At 60.8% G+C, this 19,696-nt stretch carries 15 protein-coding genes and 1 tRNA gene; 8 read left to right on the forward strand and 8 right to left on the reverse strand.

The features are described from left to right. Positions 1–73 precede the first annotated feature (73 nt). The 3 genes from AC1IN8_RS03250 to AC1IN8_RS03260 all read left to right on the forward strand — a co-directional run bounded on the left by AC1IN8_RS03250 (position 74) and on the right by AC1IN8_RS03260 (position 2,210). Positions 74–150: transfer RNA gene (locus tag AC1IN8_RS03250), tRNA-Pro, on the forward strand. Between the two features lie 133 nt (positions 151–283). Next, positions 284–754 (forward strand): CC0125/CC1285 family lipoprotein, encoded by a 471-nt coding sequence (locus AC1IN8_RS03255; protein WP_404838195.1) that lies wholly within the window; start codon positions 284–286, stop codon positions 752–754. Between the two features lie 202 nt (positions 755–956). Next, positions 957–2,210: a dicarboxylate/amino acid:cation symporter gene (locus AC1IN8_RS03260; RefSeq protein ID WP_162519107.1), complete on the forward strand. Its 1,254-nt coding sequence runs from the start codon at positions 957–959 to the stop codon at positions 2,208–2,210. A 54-nt stretch (positions 2,211–2,264) separates the two neighbouring features. Here AC1IN8_RS03260 and AC1IN8_RS03265 read toward each other — a convergent pair whose 3' ends face one another. Beyond that, a complete protein-coding gene (locus AC1IN8_RS03265) occupies positions 2,265–2,711 on the reverse strand; it encodes a methyltransferase family protein (protein ID WP_479758055.1) in 447 nt (148 codons plus the stop codon). 174 nt (positions 2,712–2,885) lie between these two features. On the opposite strand from AC1IN8_RS03265, the gene alr reads away from it, so the two are divergent. Further along, positions 2,886–4,112, forward strand: a complete 1,227-nt coding sequence (gene alr / locus AC1IN8_RS03270) for an alanine racemase (RefSeq protein ID WP_479758056.1) — start codon at positions 2,886–2,888, stop codon at positions 4,110–4,112. Between the two features lie 57 nt (positions 4,113–4,169). Here the strand turns inward: alr and AC1IN8_RS03275 are convergent, their stop codons facing one another. The 7 genes from AC1IN8_RS03275 to AC1IN8_RS03305 all read right to left on the reverse strand — a co-directional run bounded on the left by AC1IN8_RS03275 (position 4,170) and on the right by AC1IN8_RS03305 (position 11,939). Further along, positions 4,170–5,126 (reverse strand): TerC family protein, encoded by a 957-nt coding sequence (locus AC1IN8_RS03275; protein WP_479758058.1) that lies wholly within the window; start codon positions 5,124–5,126, stop codon positions 4,170–4,172. Between the two features lie 288 nt (positions 5,127–5,414). After that, entirely contained in the window at positions 5,415–6,410 is a 996-nt protein-coding gene (gene oppF / locus AC1IN8_RS03280) for a murein tripeptide/oligopeptide ABC transporter ATP binding protein OppF (protein WP_479758059.1), read from the reverse strand. Further along, positions 6,411–7,406: an oligopeptide ABC transporter ATP-binding protein OppD gene (gene oppD, locus AC1IN8_RS03285; RefSeq protein WP_479758060.1), complete on the reverse strand. Its 996-nt coding sequence runs from the start codon at positions 7,404–7,406 to the stop codon at positions 6,411–6,413. A gap of 54 nt (positions 7,407–7,460) precedes the next feature. Beyond that, complete coding sequence (oppC, locus tag AC1IN8_RS03290; protein WP_139434113.1) at positions 7,461–8,372, reverse strand: oligopeptide ABC transporter permease OppC; 912 nt, start codon at positions 8,370–8,372, stop codon at positions 7,461–7,463. Between the two features lie 14 nt (positions 8,373–8,386). Beyond that, positions 8,387–9,307: an oligopeptide ABC transporter permease OppB gene (gene oppB / locus AC1IN8_RS03295; protein WP_041205427.1), complete on the reverse strand. Its 921-nt coding sequence runs from the start codon at positions 9,305–9,307 to the stop codon at positions 8,387–8,389. 96 nt (positions 9,308–9,403) lie between these two features. Next, entirely contained in the window at positions 9,404–11,023 is a 1,620-nt protein-coding gene (locus AC1IN8_RS03300) for an ABC transporter substrate-binding protein (RefSeq protein WP_139434114.1), read from the reverse strand. Between the two features lie 280 nt (positions 11,024–11,303). Next, positions 11,304–11,939: a YchE family NAAT transporter gene (locus AC1IN8_RS03305; RefSeq protein WP_162519108.1), complete on the reverse strand. Its 636-nt coding sequence runs from the start codon at positions 11,937–11,939 to the stop codon at positions 11,304–11,306. A gap of 895 nt (positions 11,940–12,834) precedes the next feature. Here AC1IN8_RS03305 and adhE point away from each other — a divergent pair. From adhE to btsR, 4 genes are all read left to right on the forward strand, one after another. Continuing rightward, entirely contained in the window at positions 12,835–15,510 is a 2,676-nt protein-coding gene (adhE, locus tag AC1IN8_RS03310; protein ID WP_307764914.1) for a bifunctional acetaldehyde-CoA/alcohol dehydrogenase, read from the forward strand. 110 nt (positions 15,511–15,620) lie between these two features. Continuing rightward, a complete protein-coding gene (locus tag AC1IN8_RS03315) occupies positions 15,621–16,856 on the forward strand; it encodes an HD-GYP domain-containing protein (protein ID WP_479758061.1) in 1,236 nt (411 codons plus the stop codon). A gap of 352 nt (positions 16,857–17,208) precedes the next feature. Continuing rightward, positions 17,209–18,900 carry a LytS/YhcK type 5TM receptor domain-containing protein gene (locus tag AC1IN8_RS03320; RefSeq protein WP_479758062.1) on the forward strand — a complete coding sequence of 564 codons (1,692 nt, stop codon included), beginning with the start codon at positions 17,209–17,211 and terminating at the stop codon, positions 18,898–18,900. Next, entirely contained in the window at positions 18,897–19,601 is a 705-nt protein-coding gene (gene btsR / locus AC1IN8_RS03325; RefSeq protein WP_265435931.1) for a two-component system response regulator BtsR, read from the forward strand. Before AC1IN8_RS03320 ends, btsR begins: the two co-directional genes overlap by 4 nt. The last annotated feature ends 95 nt before the right edge of the window (positions 19,602–19,696 follow it).

Consider the following 19,696-nt stretch of genomic DNA (forward strand, 5'->3'; position numbering starts at 1 on the left):
CGCGGGATTTCCCCTGTTGACAGGGTAGTGGCATCTCCATAAACTCCCTCCCCGTCAGCCGAGCTGACTCCGTCGGTGTGTAGCGCAGCCAGGTAGCGCATCTGCATGGGGTGTAGAGGGTCGGAGGTTCGAATCCTCTCACACCGACCAAATTCCCCGAGAAAGGCCTTGTCAGACGACAAGGCCTTTTCTTTTTGCCTCCCCGCGGCGGCGCCCGGGCTGGCGATTGTCTCTTGGGGGGCGTTGTGCTGTAGTGACTCCTTCTCAGCCAAGGGCCAACACCATGTCACCAAGCTCCCCCCTCTTGTTCGTCCTCGTCCTGTGCGGCTCCCTGCTGCTCGGCGGCTGCGCCACTTCCTACGACAGCGAGAAGTCCTTCTGGAACGGCCAGACAGGCTTCTCCCAGACCCGGCTCGGGGCGACCCGCTGGCAGCTGGAGTTTGTGGGCAACGATCTGGTGGACAGGGAGACGGCACGCAAGTATGTGCTCAAGCGAGCGGGGGAGATGGCGCTGGCGCAGGGGTACGCCTGGGTGCAGGTGCAGTCGCTGACCCTGTCGCGGGATGCAGTCAGGGTCACCCCGACCCGCCCCCGGTTCGGCTTCGATGAGTACGAACCCGACACCTTCATGGACGAGATGCAGGTAGAGCACCGCACCTCGGCACTGCTGATCTTCTCCCTGGGGAGAGCCCCATTGGACGATCAGAGCCTGGAAGCCATTTATCTGGCAAAGCTGAAAACAAACAGTGATTAATATAATTAATTTACAAGATCCACATCACATACAACTAATTGCAACATAAAGTTCTGATATAAGTCGCTGGATTTCCCCTTCGTGATTAGGCATGCTGCCAGCATACCGGCTGTCAGGATTCCATGGCCCGGATCACAAAAACGGACTTAGGTGGTACCCTCCCCACCTGCACAGGCACTGCACATATCGAGACTGTCCCCCCATGAAAATGAACAAATTGACCGTTGCCATCCTCATTGCGATGTTGCTTGGCATTTTTACCGGGCAAGGCTATCGCCTGTTTGCCCCGGCCCAGGCCGCCACCTTTGCCAGTGACATCACCCTGCTGACCGACATCTTCCTGCGCCTCATCAAGATGATCATCGCCCCTCTGGTGTTCACTACCCTGGTGGTCGGCATCGCCAAGATGGGCGACACCCGCACCGTGGGCCGCATCGGCGCCAAGACCCTGGGCTGGTTCATGCTGGCCTCCCTGATGTCACTGACCCTGGGGCTGGTGATGGTCCACCTGATGCAGCCCGGGGTCGGCCTCTCTCTCTCCCTGCCCGATGACGGCGCCAGCTCAGGGGTGGCCGCCACCGCCATCTCCCTCAAGGACTTCGTGACCCACGCCATCCCGAAAAGCGTGATCGAGGCCATGGCCACCAACGAGATCCTGCAGATCGTGGTCTTCTCCCTCTTCTTCGGGCTGGCCGCCGCCGCCCTGGGGGATGCCGCCAAACCCGTGGTCAAGCTGATGGCAAGCAGCGCCGAGATCATGCTGAAGGTGACCGGCTACGTGATGAACTTCGCCCCCTTCGCCGTGTTCGGCGCCATCGCCGCCATGGTCGCCAAGGAGGGGCTCGGCATCCTCGCCACCTATGGCACCTTCATGGCCCAGTTCTACCTGGCCCTGGCCTGCCTCTGGCTGCTGCTCATCGCCATGGGCAGCCTCTTCATCCGCCGCCGCATCCTGACCCTGCTGGCCATGATCCGCGAGCCCATCCTGCTCGCCTTCTCCACCGCCAGCTCCGAGGCCGCCTATCCCAAGACCCTGGACAGGCTGGAGAAGTTCGGCTGCGACAAGCGCATCGCCAGCTTCGTGCTGCCCATGGGCTACTCCTTCAACCTGGACGGCTCCATGATGTACTGCACCTTCGCGGTGATGTTCATCGCCCAGGCCTATGGCATCGAGCTCAGCATGGCCCAGCAGATCACCATGCTGCTGCTGCTGATGGTCACTTCCAAGGGGATGGCCGGGGTGCCGCGCGCCTCCTTGGTGGTGATCGCCGCCACCCTGAACCAGTTCCAGATCCCGGAGGCCGGCATACTGCTGCTGCTCGGCATAGACCACTTCCTGGACATGGGGCGCTCCGCCACCAACGTGCTGGGCAACGCCATCGCCGCCAGCGTGGTGGCCAAGACGGAAGACAGCCTGGGAGAGACCCAGACCGAGGGCGAACTCGCCAAGGCTTGAGTCAACGGATCCCGGCAAAAGGCCCGCAACTGCGGGCCTTTTTTCGTTTGGTGCTCAGCACCAGCGCCGCACCCTGCGGCAGTACTGCACGTAGGCGATGCCGAAACGGGCGCGCAGGGCGCGCTCCTCCGGCAGGATCTGGAAGCGGGTGAGCCAGGCCAGCAACAGCAAGGGGCCGAGCCAGACAGCGGCGCCACCGAGGTAGCAGGCCAGCGCCATCAGCCAGCACAAGAGCCCCAGATACATGGGATTGCGGCTGAGGCGATAGACCCCCTGGGTCACCAGCACCCGGCTCTGCTGCAGCCGGATCGGGTTGACCGTGGTGCGCTGGTGCCGAAAGTGCAGCAAGGCGCCGCCCCCGAGCAGGGCCCCCACCACCAGCAGGCCCACGGCCAGCAGCGGCAGGACGCCCGCCCCCCTCTCCTCCCCCCGCCCCAGCCACATGGCGAGCGCGATGACGACAAACAGCAACAAGGGTGGGATACGCAGCTCGAAACGCATATTTTCTTCCTGCAACATGTGCCACAAATGGCGCCATTGCGATACACTCGCTGCGCCGGTTGCTGGGCAAAAAATTAAAAATATCATCAGCATAGCAACTTTTTGCCCGACCCTGCCGCCTCTCGCGCCTGAACCGGACACACCTCAACAGGAACAATAAGAAGGAACCACCCCATGCACAAGAAAACCCTGCTCGCGACCCTGGTCTTCGGCCTGCTCGCCGGCCAAGCCGTCGCCGCCCCCTACCTGCCGCTGGCCAGCGACACCCGCAACGGCCAGGAGCAGACCGCCGCCAACGCCTGGCTGGAGGTGGATCTCGGTGCCTTCGAGCACAACATCCAGACTCTCAAGGATCGCCTCGGCGACAAGGGCCCGCAGATCTGCGCCATCATGAAGGCGGACGCCTACGGCCACGGCATCGATCTGCTGGTGCCCTCCGTGGTCAAGGCAGGCATCCCCTGCATCGGCATCGCCAGCAACGAGGAAGCCCGCGTGGCCCGCGAGAAGGGCTTCGAAGGCCGGCTGATGCGGGTCCGTGCCGCCACCCCGACCGAGGTGGAGCAGGCCCTGCCCTACAAGCTGGAGGAGCTCATCGGCAGCCTGGAGAGTGCCAAGGGCATCTCCGACATCGCCCTGCGCCACAACACCAAGGTGGCGGTCCACGTCGGTCTGAACTCCGCCGGCATGAGCCGCAACGGCATCGATCTGCGCCAGGCCGGTGCCAAGGACGATGCCCTGGCCATGCTCAAGCTGCCGGGCATCACCCCGGTCGGCATCATGACCCACTTCCCGGTGGAGGAGAAAGAGGACGTCAAGCTGGGTCTGGCCCAGTTCAAACTGGACAGCCAGTGGCTGCTGGAGGCGGGCAAGCTGGATCGCAGCAAGATCACCATCCACGCCGCCAACTCCTTCGCCACCCTGGAGGTGCCGGACGCCTACTTCGACATGGTGCGCCCGGGCGGCCTGCTGTACGGTGACTCCATCCCCTCCTACACCGAGTACAAGCGCGTCATGGCGTTCAAGACCCAGGTCGCCTCGGTCAACCGCTACCCGGCCGGCAACAGCGTCGGCTATGACCGCACCTTCACCCTCAAGCGCGACTCCCTGCTGGCGAACCTGCCGCTTGGCTACTCCGACGGCTATCGCCGCGCGCTCAGCAACAAGGCCTATGTGCTGATCCAGGGTCAGAAGGTGCCTGTGGTGGGCAAGACCTCCATGAACACCATCATGGTGGACGTGACCGATCTGAAGGGGGTGAAACCCGGTGACGAGGTGGTGCTGTTCGGCCGCCAGGGCGACGCCGAGGTGAAGCAGGCGGATCTGGAGGAGTACAACGGCGCCCTGCTGGCGGACATGTACACCATCTGGGGCTACACCAACCCCAAGAAGATCAAGCGCTGATCGCGGGTCGGAAATAAGAAAGGGCTCCCGCGGGAGCCCTTTTCAATAGTTTGGCAATCAAGCCGTTTTGACACCCTCTTTCTTGCGGGTCACCCAGAGGCTCAGCCCCATGGAAGCTATCAGGATGAGCGCCACGATACCCAGAGCGATGCCGGTGGGGATCTTGAAGATATCCAGCAGCAGCATCTTGACCCCGATGAACATCAGGATCAGCGCCAGGCCGTATTTCAGCAGGGCGAAGCGCTCCGCCACACCCGCCAGCAGGAAGTACATGGCGCGCAGGCCCATGATGGCGAAGATGTTGGAGGTCAGCACGATGAAGGGATCCGTGGTCACCGCGAAGATGGCCGGGATGCTGTCCACCGCGAAGATGAGGTCGCTCACCTCCACCAGCACCAGGATCAGCAAGAGCGGCGTGGCATAGCGCACCCCGTCGCGCCAGACGAAGAAGTTCTCCCCTTCCAAGTTTTCGGTCACCTTGAAGCGGCGGCGCATCCAGCCCAGCAGCGGGTTGTTGGCCAAGTCAGGCTCCTTGTCGGCGGCCCACAGCATCTTGACCCCGGTCAGCAGCAGGAAGGCACCGAACAGGTAGAGGATCCAGTGGAACTGCTCGATGAGCCAGCTGCCGGCGAATACCATGCCGGCCCGCATCACGATGGCACCCAGCACCCCGTACAGCAGCACGCGGCGCTGCAGCTCGGCCGGGATGGCGAAGTAGCCGAACAGCATCAGCCAGACGAAGACGTTGTCCACCGCCAGCGCCTTCTCGATGAGGTAGCCGGTGAGGAACTCCAGCCCCTTCTGGTTCGCGATCTCGCGGCCCACGCTGTGATCCAGCCAGAGCCAGATGGCCAGGTTGAACAAGAGCGCCACGCTCACCCAGATGAGGGACCAGACCCCCGCCTCTTTCAGCGACACCTTGTGCGCCTTGCCGCCACCGACGAAGCGGATATCAATCCATAACAAGACCAGCACTATGCTGAAGAAACCGGTCCACATCCACCATTCACCCATTTTCACTTCTCCCAAAATGACAAAACCCACGGCCGGGAGGCGTGGGTTCGCTTTTGGAGCAGATACACCTTGCCTCTCGGCAAGGTCTCACTTACAGCAAGTTCAATTTGCTGCCCGGCTGCCGGGTGCACTGCAGGATATGGGTGCACCGTAATGACGACAAACCGGCGAGAAGTTACTCCCCTTGTTGCGCGGATAGTAACAGCCTCGAAAGATAACGCCAAGAGGCATCTTAACAGCCCCATAAAAAAGGGGCGCCACCTGGGCGCCCCTCCTGTTGTCGCTGTCTCAGAGCGGATCCACCTTGAGACAGGAGACCGCGTGGTCGAAGTTCCCCTCAAGCTGGGGCCGGGTCTTGGCACACTCGGGACCGGCCACCGGGCAGCGGGTGCGGAACACGCAGCCGGACGGCGGGTTCATCGGCGAGGGCAGATCCCCTTCCAGGATCTGGATAACCTTGCTGCGCTCCAGATCCGGGTCCGGAATGGGCACCGCCGACATCAGCGCCTTGGTGTAGGGGTGCAGGGGGTTCGCGAAGATCTCCTTGCCGGTGCCGAGCTCCACCGCGTTGCCCAGATACATCACCAGCACCCGATCCGAGATGTGTTTGACCACCGACAGATCGTGGGCGATGAAGATGAGTGACAGCCCCATCTCCTTTTGCAGGGATTTCAGCAGGTTGACTACCTGTGCCTGGATGGATACGTCCAGCGCCGAGACCGGCTCGTCGCAGATGATCATCTTGGGCTCGAGGATCAGCGCGCGGGCGATGCCGATGCGCTGGCACTGGCCGCCGGAGAACTCGTGGGGGTAGCGGTTCACCAGGTTCGGCAGCAGCCCCACCTTGGTCATCATGGCGCGCACCTTCTCCTTCACCTCCTCCCTCGGCAGTTTCGGGTAGAAGGTGATGAGCGGCTCGGCGATGATGTCGCCGATGGTCATGCGCGGGTTCAGGGAGGCCAGCGGATCCTGGAAGATCATCTGGATCTCCTTGCGCTTCTCCCGCAGGGCGTTCTGCTCCAGCTTGGTCAGATCCTGACCCAGCCACACCACCTTGCCGTCGGTGGCCGGCACCAGGCCGATCAGCGCGCGGGCGAAGGTGGACTTGCCACAGCCGGACTCGCCGACCACCCCCAGGGTCTCCCCCTCGTACAGGCGCAGGGTCACCCCGTCCACCGCCTTCAGGGCGGAGGGTTTGGCCCAGGGCCAGGCCTTGTCACTCTTGATGCTGAAGTGGACCTTGAGGTCGGACACTTCCAGCAGCAGTTTCTTGTCGGTACCCATTTAGTTGGCCCCCTTGGCGATGACACCCGCATTCATGACATCCGATTCCCAGTGGCAGGCCCGTGCCCGCCCGTCGCCAAACGGCGTGAGGATCGGGGACTGCTTGCCGCAGATCTCGTGTGCCCGGTGGCAGCGCTCCTGGAAGGGGCAGCCGGTGGGCAGACGCAGCAGGTTGGGCGGGTTGCCCGGGATGGTGGGCAGCACCTCTCCCTCGGTATCGAGGCGGGGAATGGCGCTCAGCAGGCCCTCGGTATAGGGGTGGCTCGGGCGGTAGAAGATGTCGTTGACCTTGCCGTACTCCATGGTGCGGCCGGCGTACATCACCAGCACCTTGTCACAGATGCCGGCCACGACGCCGAGATCGTGGGTGATCATGATGATGGAGGTGTTGAACTCGCGCTTGAGCTCGTTCATCAGGGTCATGATCTGGGCCTGCACCGTCACGTCGAGCGCCGTGGTCGGCTCGTCGGCGATGAGCAGTTGCGGGCGGCACAGCAGCGCCATGGCGATCATCACCCGCTGGCGCATGCCGCCGGAGAACTCGTGCGGATACATGTTCATCCGCTTGCGGGACTCAGGGATCTTGACCGCGTCCAGCATGCGCACCGACTCCTCGAACGCCGCCGCCTTGCTCATCCCCTTGTGCAGCATCAGCACTTCCATCAGCTGATCCTTCACCTTCATGTAGGGGTTCAGCGAGGTCATGGGGTCCTGGAAGATCATGGCGATCTTCTCGGAGCGAATGCGGTTGAGCTTGGACTCCGGCAGGTTCAGGATCTCGTTACCCTGGAACTTGGCCGAGCCGGTGATCACGCCGTTCTTGGCGAGCAGCCCCATGATGGCGAACGCGGTCTGGGACTTGCCCGAGCCGGACTCACCGACGATGCCGAGGGTCTCGCCGGCCGCCAGGGAAAAGTTGAGGTCGTTTACGGCCACCACGTTGCCGTCCGGGGTCTTGAACTCGACCCGCAGATCCTTCACATCCAGTAACTTCATAAAAACTCCTTATCGATCTTGGGTGGCGCTTTACTGTCGATCCCGGGCACGCGATCAGCGGTCTTTGGGATCGAGGGCGTCACGCAGACCGTCCCCGAGGAAGTTGAAGCAAAACAGGGTCACCACCATGAAACCGGCGGGGAACAGGAGTTGCCAGATGGCCACTTCCATCGACTTGGAGCCTTCATCCAGCAGGGCACCCCAGCTGGTCATGGGCTCTTGCACACCCAGCCCCAGGAAGCTCAGGAAGGATTCGAACATGATCATGCCCGGCACCAGCAGGGTGGCGTAGACCGCCACTATCCCGAGCACGTTGGGGACGATGTGACGGGTGATGATCTTCCACTTGGAGACGCCGCAGACGTGGGCCGCCTCGATGAACTCCTTGCTCTTGAGGCTCAGGGTCTGGCCTCGCACGATTCGCGCCATGTCGAGCCAGCTCACCGCGCCTATGGCGAGGAAGATGAGCGCCAGGTTGCGGCCGAAGAAGGTCACCAGCATGATCACGAAGAACATGAAGGGGAAGGCGTTGAGGATCTCGAGCACCCGCATCATCAGGCTGTCGACCCGCCCGCCGATGAAGCCGGAGGCGGCGCCGTACAGGGTGCCTATGATGACGGCCACCAGGGCCCCCATGATGCCGACCATGAGGGAGATGCGACCCCCCAGCAGGGTGCGCACGAACAAGTCGCGCCCCAGGCTGTCGGTGCCGAACCAGTGCCCCGTCTCCATGTCAGGGGCGGCCTGCATGGCTCCCCAGTCCGGATCGTCGAAGGTGTATTGGGACAGGTGTGGCCCGACAATCACCGCCAGACCAATGATGGTCAGGATGATGAGGCTGGTCAGGGCCGCCTTGTTGCGCAGGAAACGGCGACGGGCATCCTTCCACAGGGAGCGTCCTTCCACCACTTCCACTTTCTGGGCGAACGCCTCGACGGCTTCGCGCTTTTCAGTTGTGACTACCATGATGTACTCCCGGCTTAGTAACGGATCTTGGGATCGATGACGGCATAGAGAATATCGACCACGGCGTTAAAGGTGATGGTGAGGGCGCCGACCAGTATGGTCAGGCCGAGCACCATGGAGTAATCACGGTTGAGGGCACCGTTGACGAACAGCTGGCCAATCCCCGGCAGGCCGAAGATGGTCTCGATGACCACGGAGCCGGTGATGATGCCCACGAACGCCGGGCCCAGGTAGGAGACCACCGGCAGCATGGCCGGACGCAGCGCGTGTCTCAGGATGATATGGCGCAGCGGCAGCCCCTTGGCGCGGGCGGTACGGATGAAGTTGGAGTTCATGGTCTCGATCATGCTGCCACGCATGATGCGGGAGATGGCGGAGATGTAGTACATCATCATGCCGAACACCGGCAGCACCATGAACTGCACCCCGCCCCCCTGCCAGCCTCCTGCCGGGAACCAGCCCAGGTAGATACTGAAGAAGAGCACCAGCAAGGGTGCCAGCACGAAGCCGGGTATCACCACCCCGGCCATGGCCGACGACATCAGCAGATAGTCGATGAGGGTGTTCTGTTTCAAGGCCGCTATGGTGCCGAACGTGACTCCCAGCGTCACCGCCAGCAGGAAGGCGACCGAGCCAATCTTGGCGGAGACCGGCAGCGCCTGGCTCACCAGATCGTTGACGGTGAAATCCTTGTATTTGAAGGAGGGCCCCAGATCCCCCTGGACCAGGTTGCCCAGATAGGTGAGGTATTGCACACCGATGGGCTTGTCCAGGCCATATTTGGCCTCGATGTTGGCAAGCACTTCCGGCGGCAGGGCGCGTTCGCTGGTAAAGGGGTTACCCGGCGCGAAACGCATCATGAAGAAGGAGACGGTGATCAAGACCAGCAGAGTCGGGATCGCTTCCAGTAGACGTTTAAGGATGAATTTCAACATAGACATTTCCTGTCCTGTACTGCTTCCAAAGGGTCGCGGTTGTAATAAAGGCCCGCCGTCCGGCGGGCCTGCTTGTTATGCGACTTGTTTCTTTACTCAGTGAGCAATGATGTACATGTCTTTGCTGTAGAGGTTGTCCAGCGGGTTGGCCGGGTAGCCGCCCACATAGGGCTTGACCATGCGGGAGGTCACGTACTGATAGATGGGGGCGATCGGCATGTCCTTGGCCAGGATATCTTCGGCCTGGACATAGAGCTTGTTGCGCGCATCCGCATCCACCTGGTTGCGAGACTCGCTCATCAGCTTGTCAAAGGCGGTGTTGGAATACTTGCCGTCGTTGTTGCCGTGGGTGGTCTGCATCAGATCCAGCATGGAAGAGGCTTCGTTGTAGTCCGCAATCCAGCCGGCGCGACCCACGTCGAAGTTACCCTGCTTCTTGGTTTCCAGGTAGGTCTTCCACTCCTGGTTCACCAGGCTCACCTGCACGCCCAGCTTCTTCCACATGGAGGCGACGGCCACGGCCACCTTCTTGTGGTTGTCGTCCGTGTTGTAGAGCAGCTCGAACTTGAGCGGCTTGCCCGGGCCGTAACCGGCCTCGGTCAACAGCTCTTTCGCCTTGGCGTCACGCTCGGCCTGGGTCAGCTTGGACCAGGCCGGGGCCACCGGCTTGAAGCCATCCACAAAGTCAGGCACCAGGGTGTAACCCGGGGTCTCGCCCTTGCCCATCACCTTGTCGGCGATCACGTTGCGATCGATGGCGTAGGAGAGCGCGGTACGCACCCGCACGTCGTCAAACGGCTTGTGCTTGAAGTTGTACTGGTAGTAGTAGGTACCCACATAGCCGCTCACCTGCACCTCGTTCGGGTGCTCCTTCTTCATCTGCTTGAAGCGCTCGATGGGCATGTTGTAGGTGAGATCGACTTCACCGGCCAGGTAGCGGTTCAGCTCGGCGTTGGTGGACTGGATGGGCAGGTAGGTGACCTTCTCGATCACTGTCTTGGCGTTGTTCCAGTAGCTGGGGTTGCGCTCGACGTCGACGCGCTCGTTGACCACCCAATCCTTCAGCACATAGGCGCCGTTGGAAACCATGTTGCCGGGCTGGGTCCACTTGTCACCAAACTTCTCGACCACTTTCTTCGGCACCGGGTAGGTGGTGGTGTGGGAGAGCATGCTGACGAAGTAAGGCACCGCCTTCTCCAGCTGGACTTCGAAGGTGTAGTCGTCGCTGGCTTTCACCCCTAGGGTGTCGGCCGGTTTCTTGCCACCAATGATGTCGGTAGCGTTGACTATGGTCGGGATCTCCATGTACCAGGAGTAAGGAGAAGCCGTCTTGGGATCCACCGCGCGCTGGAAGGCGAAGACGAAATCATGGGCGGTGACCGGATCCCCGTTGGACCACTTGGCATCTTTGCGCAGGTGGAACACGAAGTGTTTGTTGTCCTTGGTTTCCCAGGACTCGGCGACGCCGGGCAGGGTTTCACCCTTGGGGCCTGAGGTGACGAGACCCTCGAACAGATCGCGCAGAATATTGGATTCAACCGTTCCTTCGGTCTTGTGCGGATCCAGGGTGGCTGGCTCGGAGCCATTGCCTTTCACCAGAGTCTGCTCGGGAGCGAGCTTGGTGCCGGCGGGGACGTCGGCGGCCTGGGCCAGGGTGGCGCCACCAAAGAGTGCGGTCAATAAAAGGGTATTAATAATTGTTTTTCTATGAGTCATTTCCATACTCCAACAAGAACATTCCATGCATTTGTCCATTCACGAGATAAAAATCCCGCTGCCCGCATAATTCCCTGACAATTCTGATAATGCAATAGATATCATCAGGTGGGGGCGGCTTTGGCGGTCAAAAAAACAGCTTTAAACCATTTATTCAGCATTTAAATATCGTGCAATGGGCGTTTTTTATACAAAGCCGCTCGATTCTAGGAAATGACTAACAAAAAAGAAACAATAAAAAGCCGGTCACGAGGACCGGCTCCGACAAAACAGACCTGAATCACATCAATCCGGGAAAGACTCCCTTGATCCCCGCCACCATGATCTCGATACCGAGGGACATCATGATGAGACCCATGATCCGGGTCACCACGTTGATGCCGGTGTTGCCCATCAGCTTGAACAGCAGAGGGGCGGCACGGAAGATGAGCCAGGAGCAGTAGGCAAAGGCCATCACCACCACGAACATGCCCATCAGCTCGGGCAGGGTCTTCTGGCTGGCATAGACGATGGAGGATGAGATGGCCCCGGGGCCGGCCATCAGCGGCAGCGCCAGCGGCACCACGGCGATGGATTCGCGTGCGGCCAGTTCACCCTTCTCCTGCTTGTTGTGCTTCACCTCCCCCAGCTTGCCCTGCAACATGGACCAGGCGATCAAAGTGATGAGCGAGCCGCCTGCAATGCGGAACGAGGCGAGCGAGATGCCGAAACCGTCGAGGATCAGCTGCCCCATGCACATGGAGACCATGAGGATGATCATCACGGCAATATGGGCCGTGGTGTTGGTCTTCCTGCGCTCATCCGGTTGCATGTGGCCCGTCAGGCTCACAAAGACCGGCAACAGACCCAGCGGGTTGATGATCGCAAACAGGCCAACGAAAAATTTCAGGTATAAAGAGAAGTCAATTGCTGCCATAAGCGCCATCCAGAACCAATTCGGGCCACCGAGGGCCATCCCCGTCAAACTGCGCGTAAATTTACACCATGATATTTCCCTTCTCCAATCAAATAATCTCACCCTTTCCGGGGCTTTTCAGTTAGTTCCTCTAATGAATCGATAAAAATCAACATATCGAGTTGTTAATCGCCATGGAGGCCATTTAACACGCTTGCAAAGTGTGGCGGCGTTTTATATCGAAACTCCCTGTCATCACCCTATTTCCCTTCAGGAAAGCGTCATTTTCATGGATTGATCTGGAGGACCCCAGGGGATAACCCCTATTCACCCCCACAGCGCGTCCCAGGCTGGCGCCCTATCTTCACCCCGATCTGCCCGGGGCGGCCATGCAGCAAGCCGTGCCCCCACACAGGCGTCGCCATGGGATTTTCCGAACAGCCCCCAGAGCCCGGCACAAAGGCCCGCACTGGATGAAAACAACCACCACTTTTTCCAACAGAAATGAAACGCCAGCCTCTCTATCAGGGCGAGAGGCTTGCAAGGGTCGCCACCAGGCCTGGCCTCACCGCCCTCCTTGCCAGCGGCGAAACAGCGGGAGGATGTGAGGCAACGGTTTGATACCTGGCGCAAAAATGGCTGTTCACCTAGTGTTCATCCCCCCGGCGCTCTACTCTACAAATGCGTAACATCTGGCCGACCGGGATGGTGAAACAAAATTTCTTTTGTTCTTTTGTTACATATGATCCAGATCAATCTTTTCTGACACATCCCGGCTCTATAATCGAGCCAGAAAACAATTTAGTAAGGCATGTAAATACCCCGTTATGGTGATTCTCTCCTTGACAGGGCGGCTATAATTGCCGGGCATTGCCAAGGTCTTACTAAACAGTTTTCAAATCATCAGGAGATAAACATGGCAGTAACCAATTTGGCTGAACTGGATGCACTGGTTGCCCGCGTCAAAGAAGCCCAGCGTGAATTCGCCAGCTTCTCGCAAGAGCAGGTAGACAAGGTCTTCCGCGCCGCCGCCCTGGCCGCCAGCAACGCCCGTATTCCCCTGGCCCAGATGGCAGTGGCTGAGTCCGGCATGGGCATCATCGAAGACAAGGTCATCAAAAACCACTTCGCCTCCGAATACATCTATAACGCTTACAAAGACGAGAAGACCTGCGGCATCCTGAGCCAGGACGACGAGATGGGCACCATCACCATCGCCGAGCCGGTAGGCATCATCTGCGGTATAGTACCGACCACCAACCCGACTTCCACTGCTATCTTCAAGGCCCTCATCTCCCTGAAGACCCGCAACGCCATCATCTTCTCCCCGCACCCCCGCGCCAAGAACTCCACCAATACCGCTGCCAAGCTGGTACTGGATGCAGCCATCGCCGCCGGTGCCCCGAAGAACATCATCGGCTGGATCGACCAACCGTCCGTCGAGCTCTCCAACGCGCTGATGAAGCACAACGACATCAACCTGATCCTGGCCACCGGTGGCCCGGGCATGGTGAAGGCCGCCTACTCCTCAGGCAAGCCCGCCATCGGTGTGGGCGCCGGTAACGTACCCATCGTTATCGACGAAACCGCCGACATCAAGCGTGCCGTCGCCTCCATCCTGATGTCCAAGACCTTCGACAACGGCGTGGTCTGTGCGTCCGAGCAGGCCGTCATCGTGGTCGACTCCATCTACAACCAGGTCAAGGAGCGTTTCGCGACTCACGCCGGCTACATCCTCTCCAAGGACGAAGCCGACAAGGTGCGTAAGGTGCTGCTGATCAACGGCGCCCTGAACGCCGACATCGTGGGCCAGCCCGCCACCAAGATCGCCGCCATGGCCGGTGTGACAGTGCCTGCCACCACCAAGATCCTCATCGGTGAAGGTCTGGAGCTCTGCGCAGAGGACGAGTTCGCTCACGAGAAGCTCTCCCCGACCCTGGGTATGTTCCGCGCCAAGAACTTCGAAGAAGCCGTCGAAATGGCCTGCGACATGGTCAACATCGGTGGTATCGGCCACACCTCCGGCCTCTACACCGACCAGGATCGCAACGCCGACCGCATCAAGTACTTCGGCGACAAGATGAAGACTGCCCGTATCCTGATCAACACCCCCTCCACCCAGGGCGGTATCGGTGACCTGTACAACTTCGCTCTCGCCCCGTCCCTGACCCTGGGTTGCGGCTCCTGGAGTGGTAACTCCATCTCCGAGAACGTCGGTCCCAAGCACCTGATCAACAAGAAGACAGTCGCAAAACGGGCAGAAAATATGCTGTGGCACAAACTTCCGAAATCCATCTACTTCCGTCGTGGTTCCCTGCCGATCGCCCTGGGCGACCTGGAAGGCAAGAAGCGCGCCATGGTGGTCACCGACCGTTTCCTGTTCAACAACGGCTATGCCGATGAAGTGGTTCGTCTGCTCAAGAAGCTGAATATGGAAGTGGAAATCTTCTACGAAGTGGAAGCCGACCCCACCCTGTCCGTGGTTCGCAAGGGCGCCGAGATGGCGAACTCCTTCAAGCCGGACGTGATCGTCGCCCTGGGTGGTGGTTCACCGATGGATGCCGCCAAGATCATGTGGGTCATGTACGAGCACCCGGACACCGCGTTCGAAGACCTGGCCATGCGCTTCATGGACATCCGCAAGCGTATCTACAAGTTCCCGAAAATGGGCGTGAAGGCCGAACTGGTCTGCATCACCACCACCTCAGGTACCGGTTCTGAAGTCACCCCGTTTGCGGTCGTGACCGACGACGCCACCGGCATGAAGTACCCGCTGGCCGACTACGAGCTGACCCCGAACATGGCCATCGTCGATGCCAACCTGGTGATGGGCATGCCCAAATCCCTGTGTGCCTTCGGCGGTATCGATGCCGTGACCCACGCCATGGAAGCCTATGTCTCCGTGCTGGCCAACGAATACTCCGACGGTCAGGCGCTGCAAGCCCTGAAACTGCTGAAAGAGTATCTGCCCTCCAGCTACCAGAACGGTGCCAACGACCCGGTTGCCCGCGAGAAGGTGCACAACGCCGCGACCATCGCCGGTATCGCGTTCGCCAACGCCTTCCTGGGTGTGTGTCACTCCATGGCCCACAAGCTGGGTGCCGAGTTCCACATCCCCCACGGCCTGGCCAACGCCCTGCTGATCAGCAACGTCATCCGCTACAACGCGAACGACAACCCGACCAAGCAGACCGCGTTCTCCCAGTACGACCGTCCGCAGGCTCGTCGTCGCTACGCCGAAGTGGCCGACCATCTGGGTCTGACTGCCGCCGGTGACCGCACCGCTGCCAAGATCGAGAAGCTGCTGACCTGGCTGGACGAGCTGAAAGCGACCCTGGGGATCCCGGCCTCCATCCGTGAAGCCGGCGTGAACGAGACCGACTTCCTGGCCAAGGTTGACCAGCTGGCCCTGGAAGCCTTCGATGACCAGTGCACCGGCGCCAACCCGCGCTACCCGCTGATCACCGAGCTCAAAGCCATACTGATGGACACCTACTACGGCCGTCCCTTCACCGAGGAAGCTCAGGTAGCGACCAAGGTTGAGGCCAAAGTCGACACCAAGGTAGACAGCAAGAAAAAATCCAAGGCCTGATAACCGGCAAGGATGACAAGAGCCCGCGCACATGCGCGGGCTTTTTTGTTTGTCTATCTGTTTAATTTTGCTAGCTTGTTGATAGGCAAATTCGACAGAAGAGTGAGTCTATGGCGCTGATCCAGGCCTCCATCGAGCAGTTGAGAGTCGGCCACTACATCCATCTCCCCACGGGATGGACCAGCCACCCTTTCATGTTCAACGCCTTCAAGATCAAGGACCAGCAGCAGCTAGAGATCATCCGCCACCTCGACCTCACCCTGCTGATGGTGGATCCCGACAAGAGCGATCTCCCCGTCGAGCCCCTGCTGCGGGCCGAGCCGACCCCTTCGCCCGATCTCGGGGCAGCGCAAGATGCCTCCGCCCCACCGACCGAACCCGCGTTCGACGAAAAGGCCTTTCGTCGCTCCCTGCGCACCGCCGACAAGGCATTCGGCCAATCCCTGTCAGATCTTCGCGATGCCCTCGGCGCCCTCAATCTCAAGCCTGACGAGGGACTGGCCAATACCGCCCAGATGGTGCGCACCGTCGCAGCCCGCCTTGCCGACCACCAGGGGCCCCTGGGCCTGCACCTCATCCGCAGCCAGCACACGGACATCCTGCTGCAACACAGCCTGAGCGTGGCCTTCATCGCCATGCTGATGGCAAGGGAGCTCGGCATGAGCCATATCGAGATCGAGGAGGCGGGGCTGGCCGGCCTGCTGCACGATATCGGCGAGCTCAGGATCCCGAGCCAGATCACCCAGAAGCGGGGAGAGCTCAGCCGCGCCGAGCAGAATTTTCTCAACATGCATCCCCAGTACGGGCTGGAGATGCTCAACCAGTGGCAGGCCTTCGAACCCAGGATCCGCGAGGTTGCCCACCTCCATCACGAGCGGCTGGACGGCAGCGGCTTTCCCCTCGGCATCCAGGGAGACAGGATCCCTCCCCTCGCCCGCCTCATCGGCCTGGTGGACTATTACGACGAGCTGCTGCACCCGCGCAGCGGCCTCCACCCGGCAGGGCCGAGTCAGGCCATCGGCCAGCTCTACAAGTTGTCCCAGAAGAAATTCGATCAAGATCTGGTCAGATTGTTGATAAAGGTGCTGGGGGTCTATCCGCCCGGATCCCTGGTACGCCTGGAGGATGATACGGTGGCGCTGGTGCTCTCGACCGAACCCAGCATGCCCCTCAAACCCAAGGTGCAGCCCTATATCAGGGGACAGCGCCCGGAAGCCGTGGCCATGATGGATCTGCGGGAAGATGGGAGAAGCATCATAGCCACCCTCAGGCAGGAGGAGCTGGATGAGGGGCAGCGGCCATTTTTCAACCTGGGCCGACGCGTCTGCTACTATTTCGCCTTCTGAGTTATCCCCAGAAGCTGGGGATAACTCATTGGACAAACCTGAATAATTGCTCGAGCCCCCTCAAAATCGTCCGCCATTGGAGCTGGATAAAAAACGCCCAGCCGAAGGCCGGGCGGAGCATGCCACCTCCGTGTGGCGCACCCAGTGGGCACATTCATGCTCACTCCAGCAATATCAAGCTCCGCCCGGTTACACAAATATCAATTTAACGTGCTGATTTGATATGGTTTTATTTTTTCATTCTGGCAAACTGCCCCCGCCATGGGGCCGCGTCCTGCATCAGGACGGGATCTTGCTCACAGTACGCCCTGGTGGCGCTCTGACCCGGGATCACTCTTGAGGAAGGTTTTTTATGCAATTAGTCCTCTCCCTGCTCCAGCAGATGAGCGTCAGCCTGGTCATTGCCTACCTCTTCTCCAAGAGTCCCTTGCTGCGCCCCCTGGCCAACTACTCGGTCAGACTTCCGCACAAGATACTGATATACGTCATCTTCTCCTGCTTCTGCATACTGGGCACCTATGTGGGGCTGGACATAGACGACGCCATCGCCAATACCCGCGCCGTCGGCGCCGTGCTGGGGGGGCTGCTGGGGGGCCCCCTGGTGGGCTTTCTGGTAGGGCTGACCGGGGGGTTGCATCGCTATACCCTGGGGGGCTTTACCGATCTCGCCTGCGCCATCTCCACCACCTGCGAGGGGCTGCTGGGGGGCCTGGTGCACTGGCGGCTGATGCGAACGAACCGGGTGGATGCCCTGTTCACTCCCCGGATTGCCTTCTTCACCACCCTCTACGCCGAGATCCTGCAGATGGTCATCATCCTGCTGGTCGCCACCCCGTCCGAGCAGGCCCTGCAGCTGGTGCGCACCATAGCCACCCCGATGATCCTCGCCAACTCCTGCGGGGCTGCGCTCTTCATCAGCATGATCCGCGACCAGCAGCGGATGTACGAGAAATTCTCCCGGGTCTTCTCCGCCAAGGCGCTCACCATAGCCAACCGCACCCTGGGGATCATGGCCCAGGGCTTCACTCCGGAGGCGAGCCGCAAGATAGCCCACATAGTGCAGGAGGAGACCGGGGTCGGCGCCGTCGCCATCACGGACACCGACAAGATCCTCGCCTTCATCGGCACCGGGGAGGATCACCACAAGCCGGGCACCCCCATCACCTCCGCCATCACACTACAGGCCATAGCCCAGAACAAGGTGCTGTTTGCCGACGGCAATAGTCAGCCCTATCGCTGCAGCCTCTCCCCCCAGTGCCAGCTCGGCTCCGTGCTGGTGATCCCGCTGCAGGGAGACAGAGGAGTAATAGGCACCATCAAGCTCTACGAGCCCAAGAAGCGGCTCTTCCTCAAGATCAATCACACCCTGGGGGAAGGGATAGCCAACCTGTTGTCGCAACAGCTGCTGGCCGGCCGGCTGGAGCAGCAGCAGCGCCTGCTGGTGCAATCCGAGCTCAAGCTGGTCCAGGCGCAGATCAATCCCCATTTTCTGTTCAACACCCTCAATACCATCAGTGCCATCACCCGCCGTGATCCGGGCCGGGCGCGGGAGCTGCTGCTGCACCTCTCCCGCTTCTTTCGCAACAACCTCAAGCGTCAGAGCGGCTTGACCACGTTGCGGGAGGAGCAGGAGCACTGCCAGTCCTATCTGGAGATAGAGCAGGCCCGCTTTGGCGAGCGCCTGACCGTCATCAACGAGATACCGCCACACCTGGCCGACATGCAACTGCCAAGCTTCACCCTGCAGCCCCTCATCGAGAATGCCATCAAGCACGGGATCTGCTCCCTGCTGGAGCAGGGGCGGATCCGGCTCTTCGCCGAGGAGGGGCAAGAGAGTGTTACCCTCTGCGTGGAGGACAATGCCGGAGCCTGGCAGCCGGGCCCCCAGGGGGACGGCCTTGGCATGAGCATTGTGGACAGGCGGCTCAAGAGTGCCTTCGGCGAGCGCTTTGGCATCCAGGTGCAGTGTGAGCCGGAGCAGTGGACCCGGGTCTCTTTCACCCTGCCCAGACAGCCGGATTCCCCTTCCAAGGAGATGACATGATCCGCACCCTGATCGTCGACGACGAACCCTATGCCCGCGAGGAGCTAGCCGAGCTGCTCGGCAGCGACCCCGACATCGAGATCCTCGGCTCGGCCGCCAATGCCATAGAGGCGCTCTCCCTCATTGCGCGGCTCAAGCCGGAGGTGGTGTTTCTCGACATCCAGATGCCCAAGCTCAGCGGCATGGAGCTGGTGGCCATGCTGGACCCTCTGCCCCGCATCGTCTTTGTCACGGCGTTTGATGACTATGCCATCCAGGCCTTCGAGGAGAACGCTTTCGACTACCTGCTCAAACCGGTGGAACCTGCCCGCCTCGCCAAGACGCTGGCGCGCCTCAAGCAGGATCTCAGCCCCCAGCCGGTGGCGGCGCTGACTCCGGCCATTCGCCACATTCCCGGCTATCTGCACAACCGGGTGCGGCTGCTGCCCATAGAGCAGGTGGAGTACGCCTTCTCGGATCTCGGCGGGGTGCACGTCGCCTGCCAGGGGGAGCTGTTTCACACCCAGCTCACCTTGAAATCCCTGGAGGAGAAGACCCCGCTGCTGCGCTGCCACCGCCAGTACCTGGTGGCCCCGGGCGCCATCTTCGAGATCCAGTTGCTGGAAAACCAGCTGGCCCAGATAGTCACCCCGAGCGGCGCCCGGGTGCCGGTCAGCCGACGCTATCTCAAGGAGCTGAGAGACGAGCTGGGGCTGGAATAAGGTCGCCCGCTGTGCGCCGGATCACAGCGGGCGACCGCTCGGGTCGCCATGTCGCCGCTCACCATCATTTACCTGCCGTTAACAGAAGCCCCCAC

The sequence above is a fragment of the Aeromonas sp. 130281 genome (assembly GCF_056642115.1).

Excerpts from the sequence above, each read along its gene's own strand:
- AC1IN8_RS03255 (WP_404838195.1), top strand. The coding sequence starts at position 284 with ATGTCACCAAGCTCCCCCCTCTTGTTCGTCCTCGTCCTGTGCGGCTCC.
- AC1IN8_RS03260 (WP_162519107.1), top strand. The coding sequence starts at position 957 with ATGAAAATGAACAAATTGACCGTTGCCATCCTCATTGCGATGTTGCTT.
- AC1IN8_RS03265 (WP_479758055.1), bottom strand. The coding sequence starts at position 2,711 with ATGCGTTTCGAGCTGCGTATCCCACCCTTGTTGCTGTTTGTCGTCATC.
- alr (WP_479758056.1), top strand. The coding sequence starts at position 2,886 with ATGCACAAGAAAACCCTGCTCGCGACCCTGGTCTTCGGCCTGCTCGCC.
- AC1IN8_RS03275 (WP_479758058.1), bottom strand. The coding sequence starts at position 5,126 with ATGGGTGAATGGTGGATGTGGACCGGTTTCTTCAGCATAGTGCTGGTC.
- oppF (WP_479758059.1), bottom strand. The coding sequence starts at position 6,410 with ATGGGTACCGACAAGAAACTGCTGCTGGAAGTGTCCGACCTCAAGGTC.
- oppD (WP_479758060.1), bottom strand. The coding sequence starts at position 7,406 with ATGAAGTTACTGGATGTGAAGGATCTGCGGGTCGAGTTCAAGACCCCG.
- oppC (WP_139434113.1), bottom strand. The coding sequence starts at position 8,372 with ATGGTAGTCACAACTGAAAAGCGCGAAGCCGTCGAGGCGTTCGCCCAG.
- oppB (WP_041205427.1), bottom strand. The coding sequence starts at position 9,307 with ATGTTGAAATTCATCCTTAAACGTCTACTGGAAGCGATCCCGACTCTG.
- AC1IN8_RS03300 (WP_139434114.1), bottom strand. The coding sequence starts at position 11,023 with ATGACTCATAGAAAAACAATTATTAATACCCTTTTATTGACCGCACTC.
- AC1IN8_RS03305 (WP_162519108.1), bottom strand. The coding sequence starts at position 11,939 with ATGGCAGCAATTGACTTCTCTTTATACCTGAAATTTTTCGTTGGCCTG.
- adhE (WP_307764914.1), top strand. The coding sequence starts at position 12,835 with ATGGCAGTAACCAATTTGGCTGAACTGGATGCACTGGTTGCCCGCGTC.
- AC1IN8_RS03315 (WP_479758061.1), top strand. The coding sequence starts at position 15,621 with ATGGCGCTGATCCAGGCCTCCATCGAGCAGTTGAGAGTCGGCCACTAC.
- AC1IN8_RS03320 (WP_479758062.1), top strand. The coding sequence starts at position 17,209 with ATGCAATTAGTCCTCTCCCTGCTCCAGCAGATGAGCGTCAGCCTGGTC.
- btsR (WP_265435931.1), top strand. The coding sequence starts at position 18,897 with ATGATCCGCACCCTGATCGTCGACGACGAACCCTATGCCCGCGAGGAG.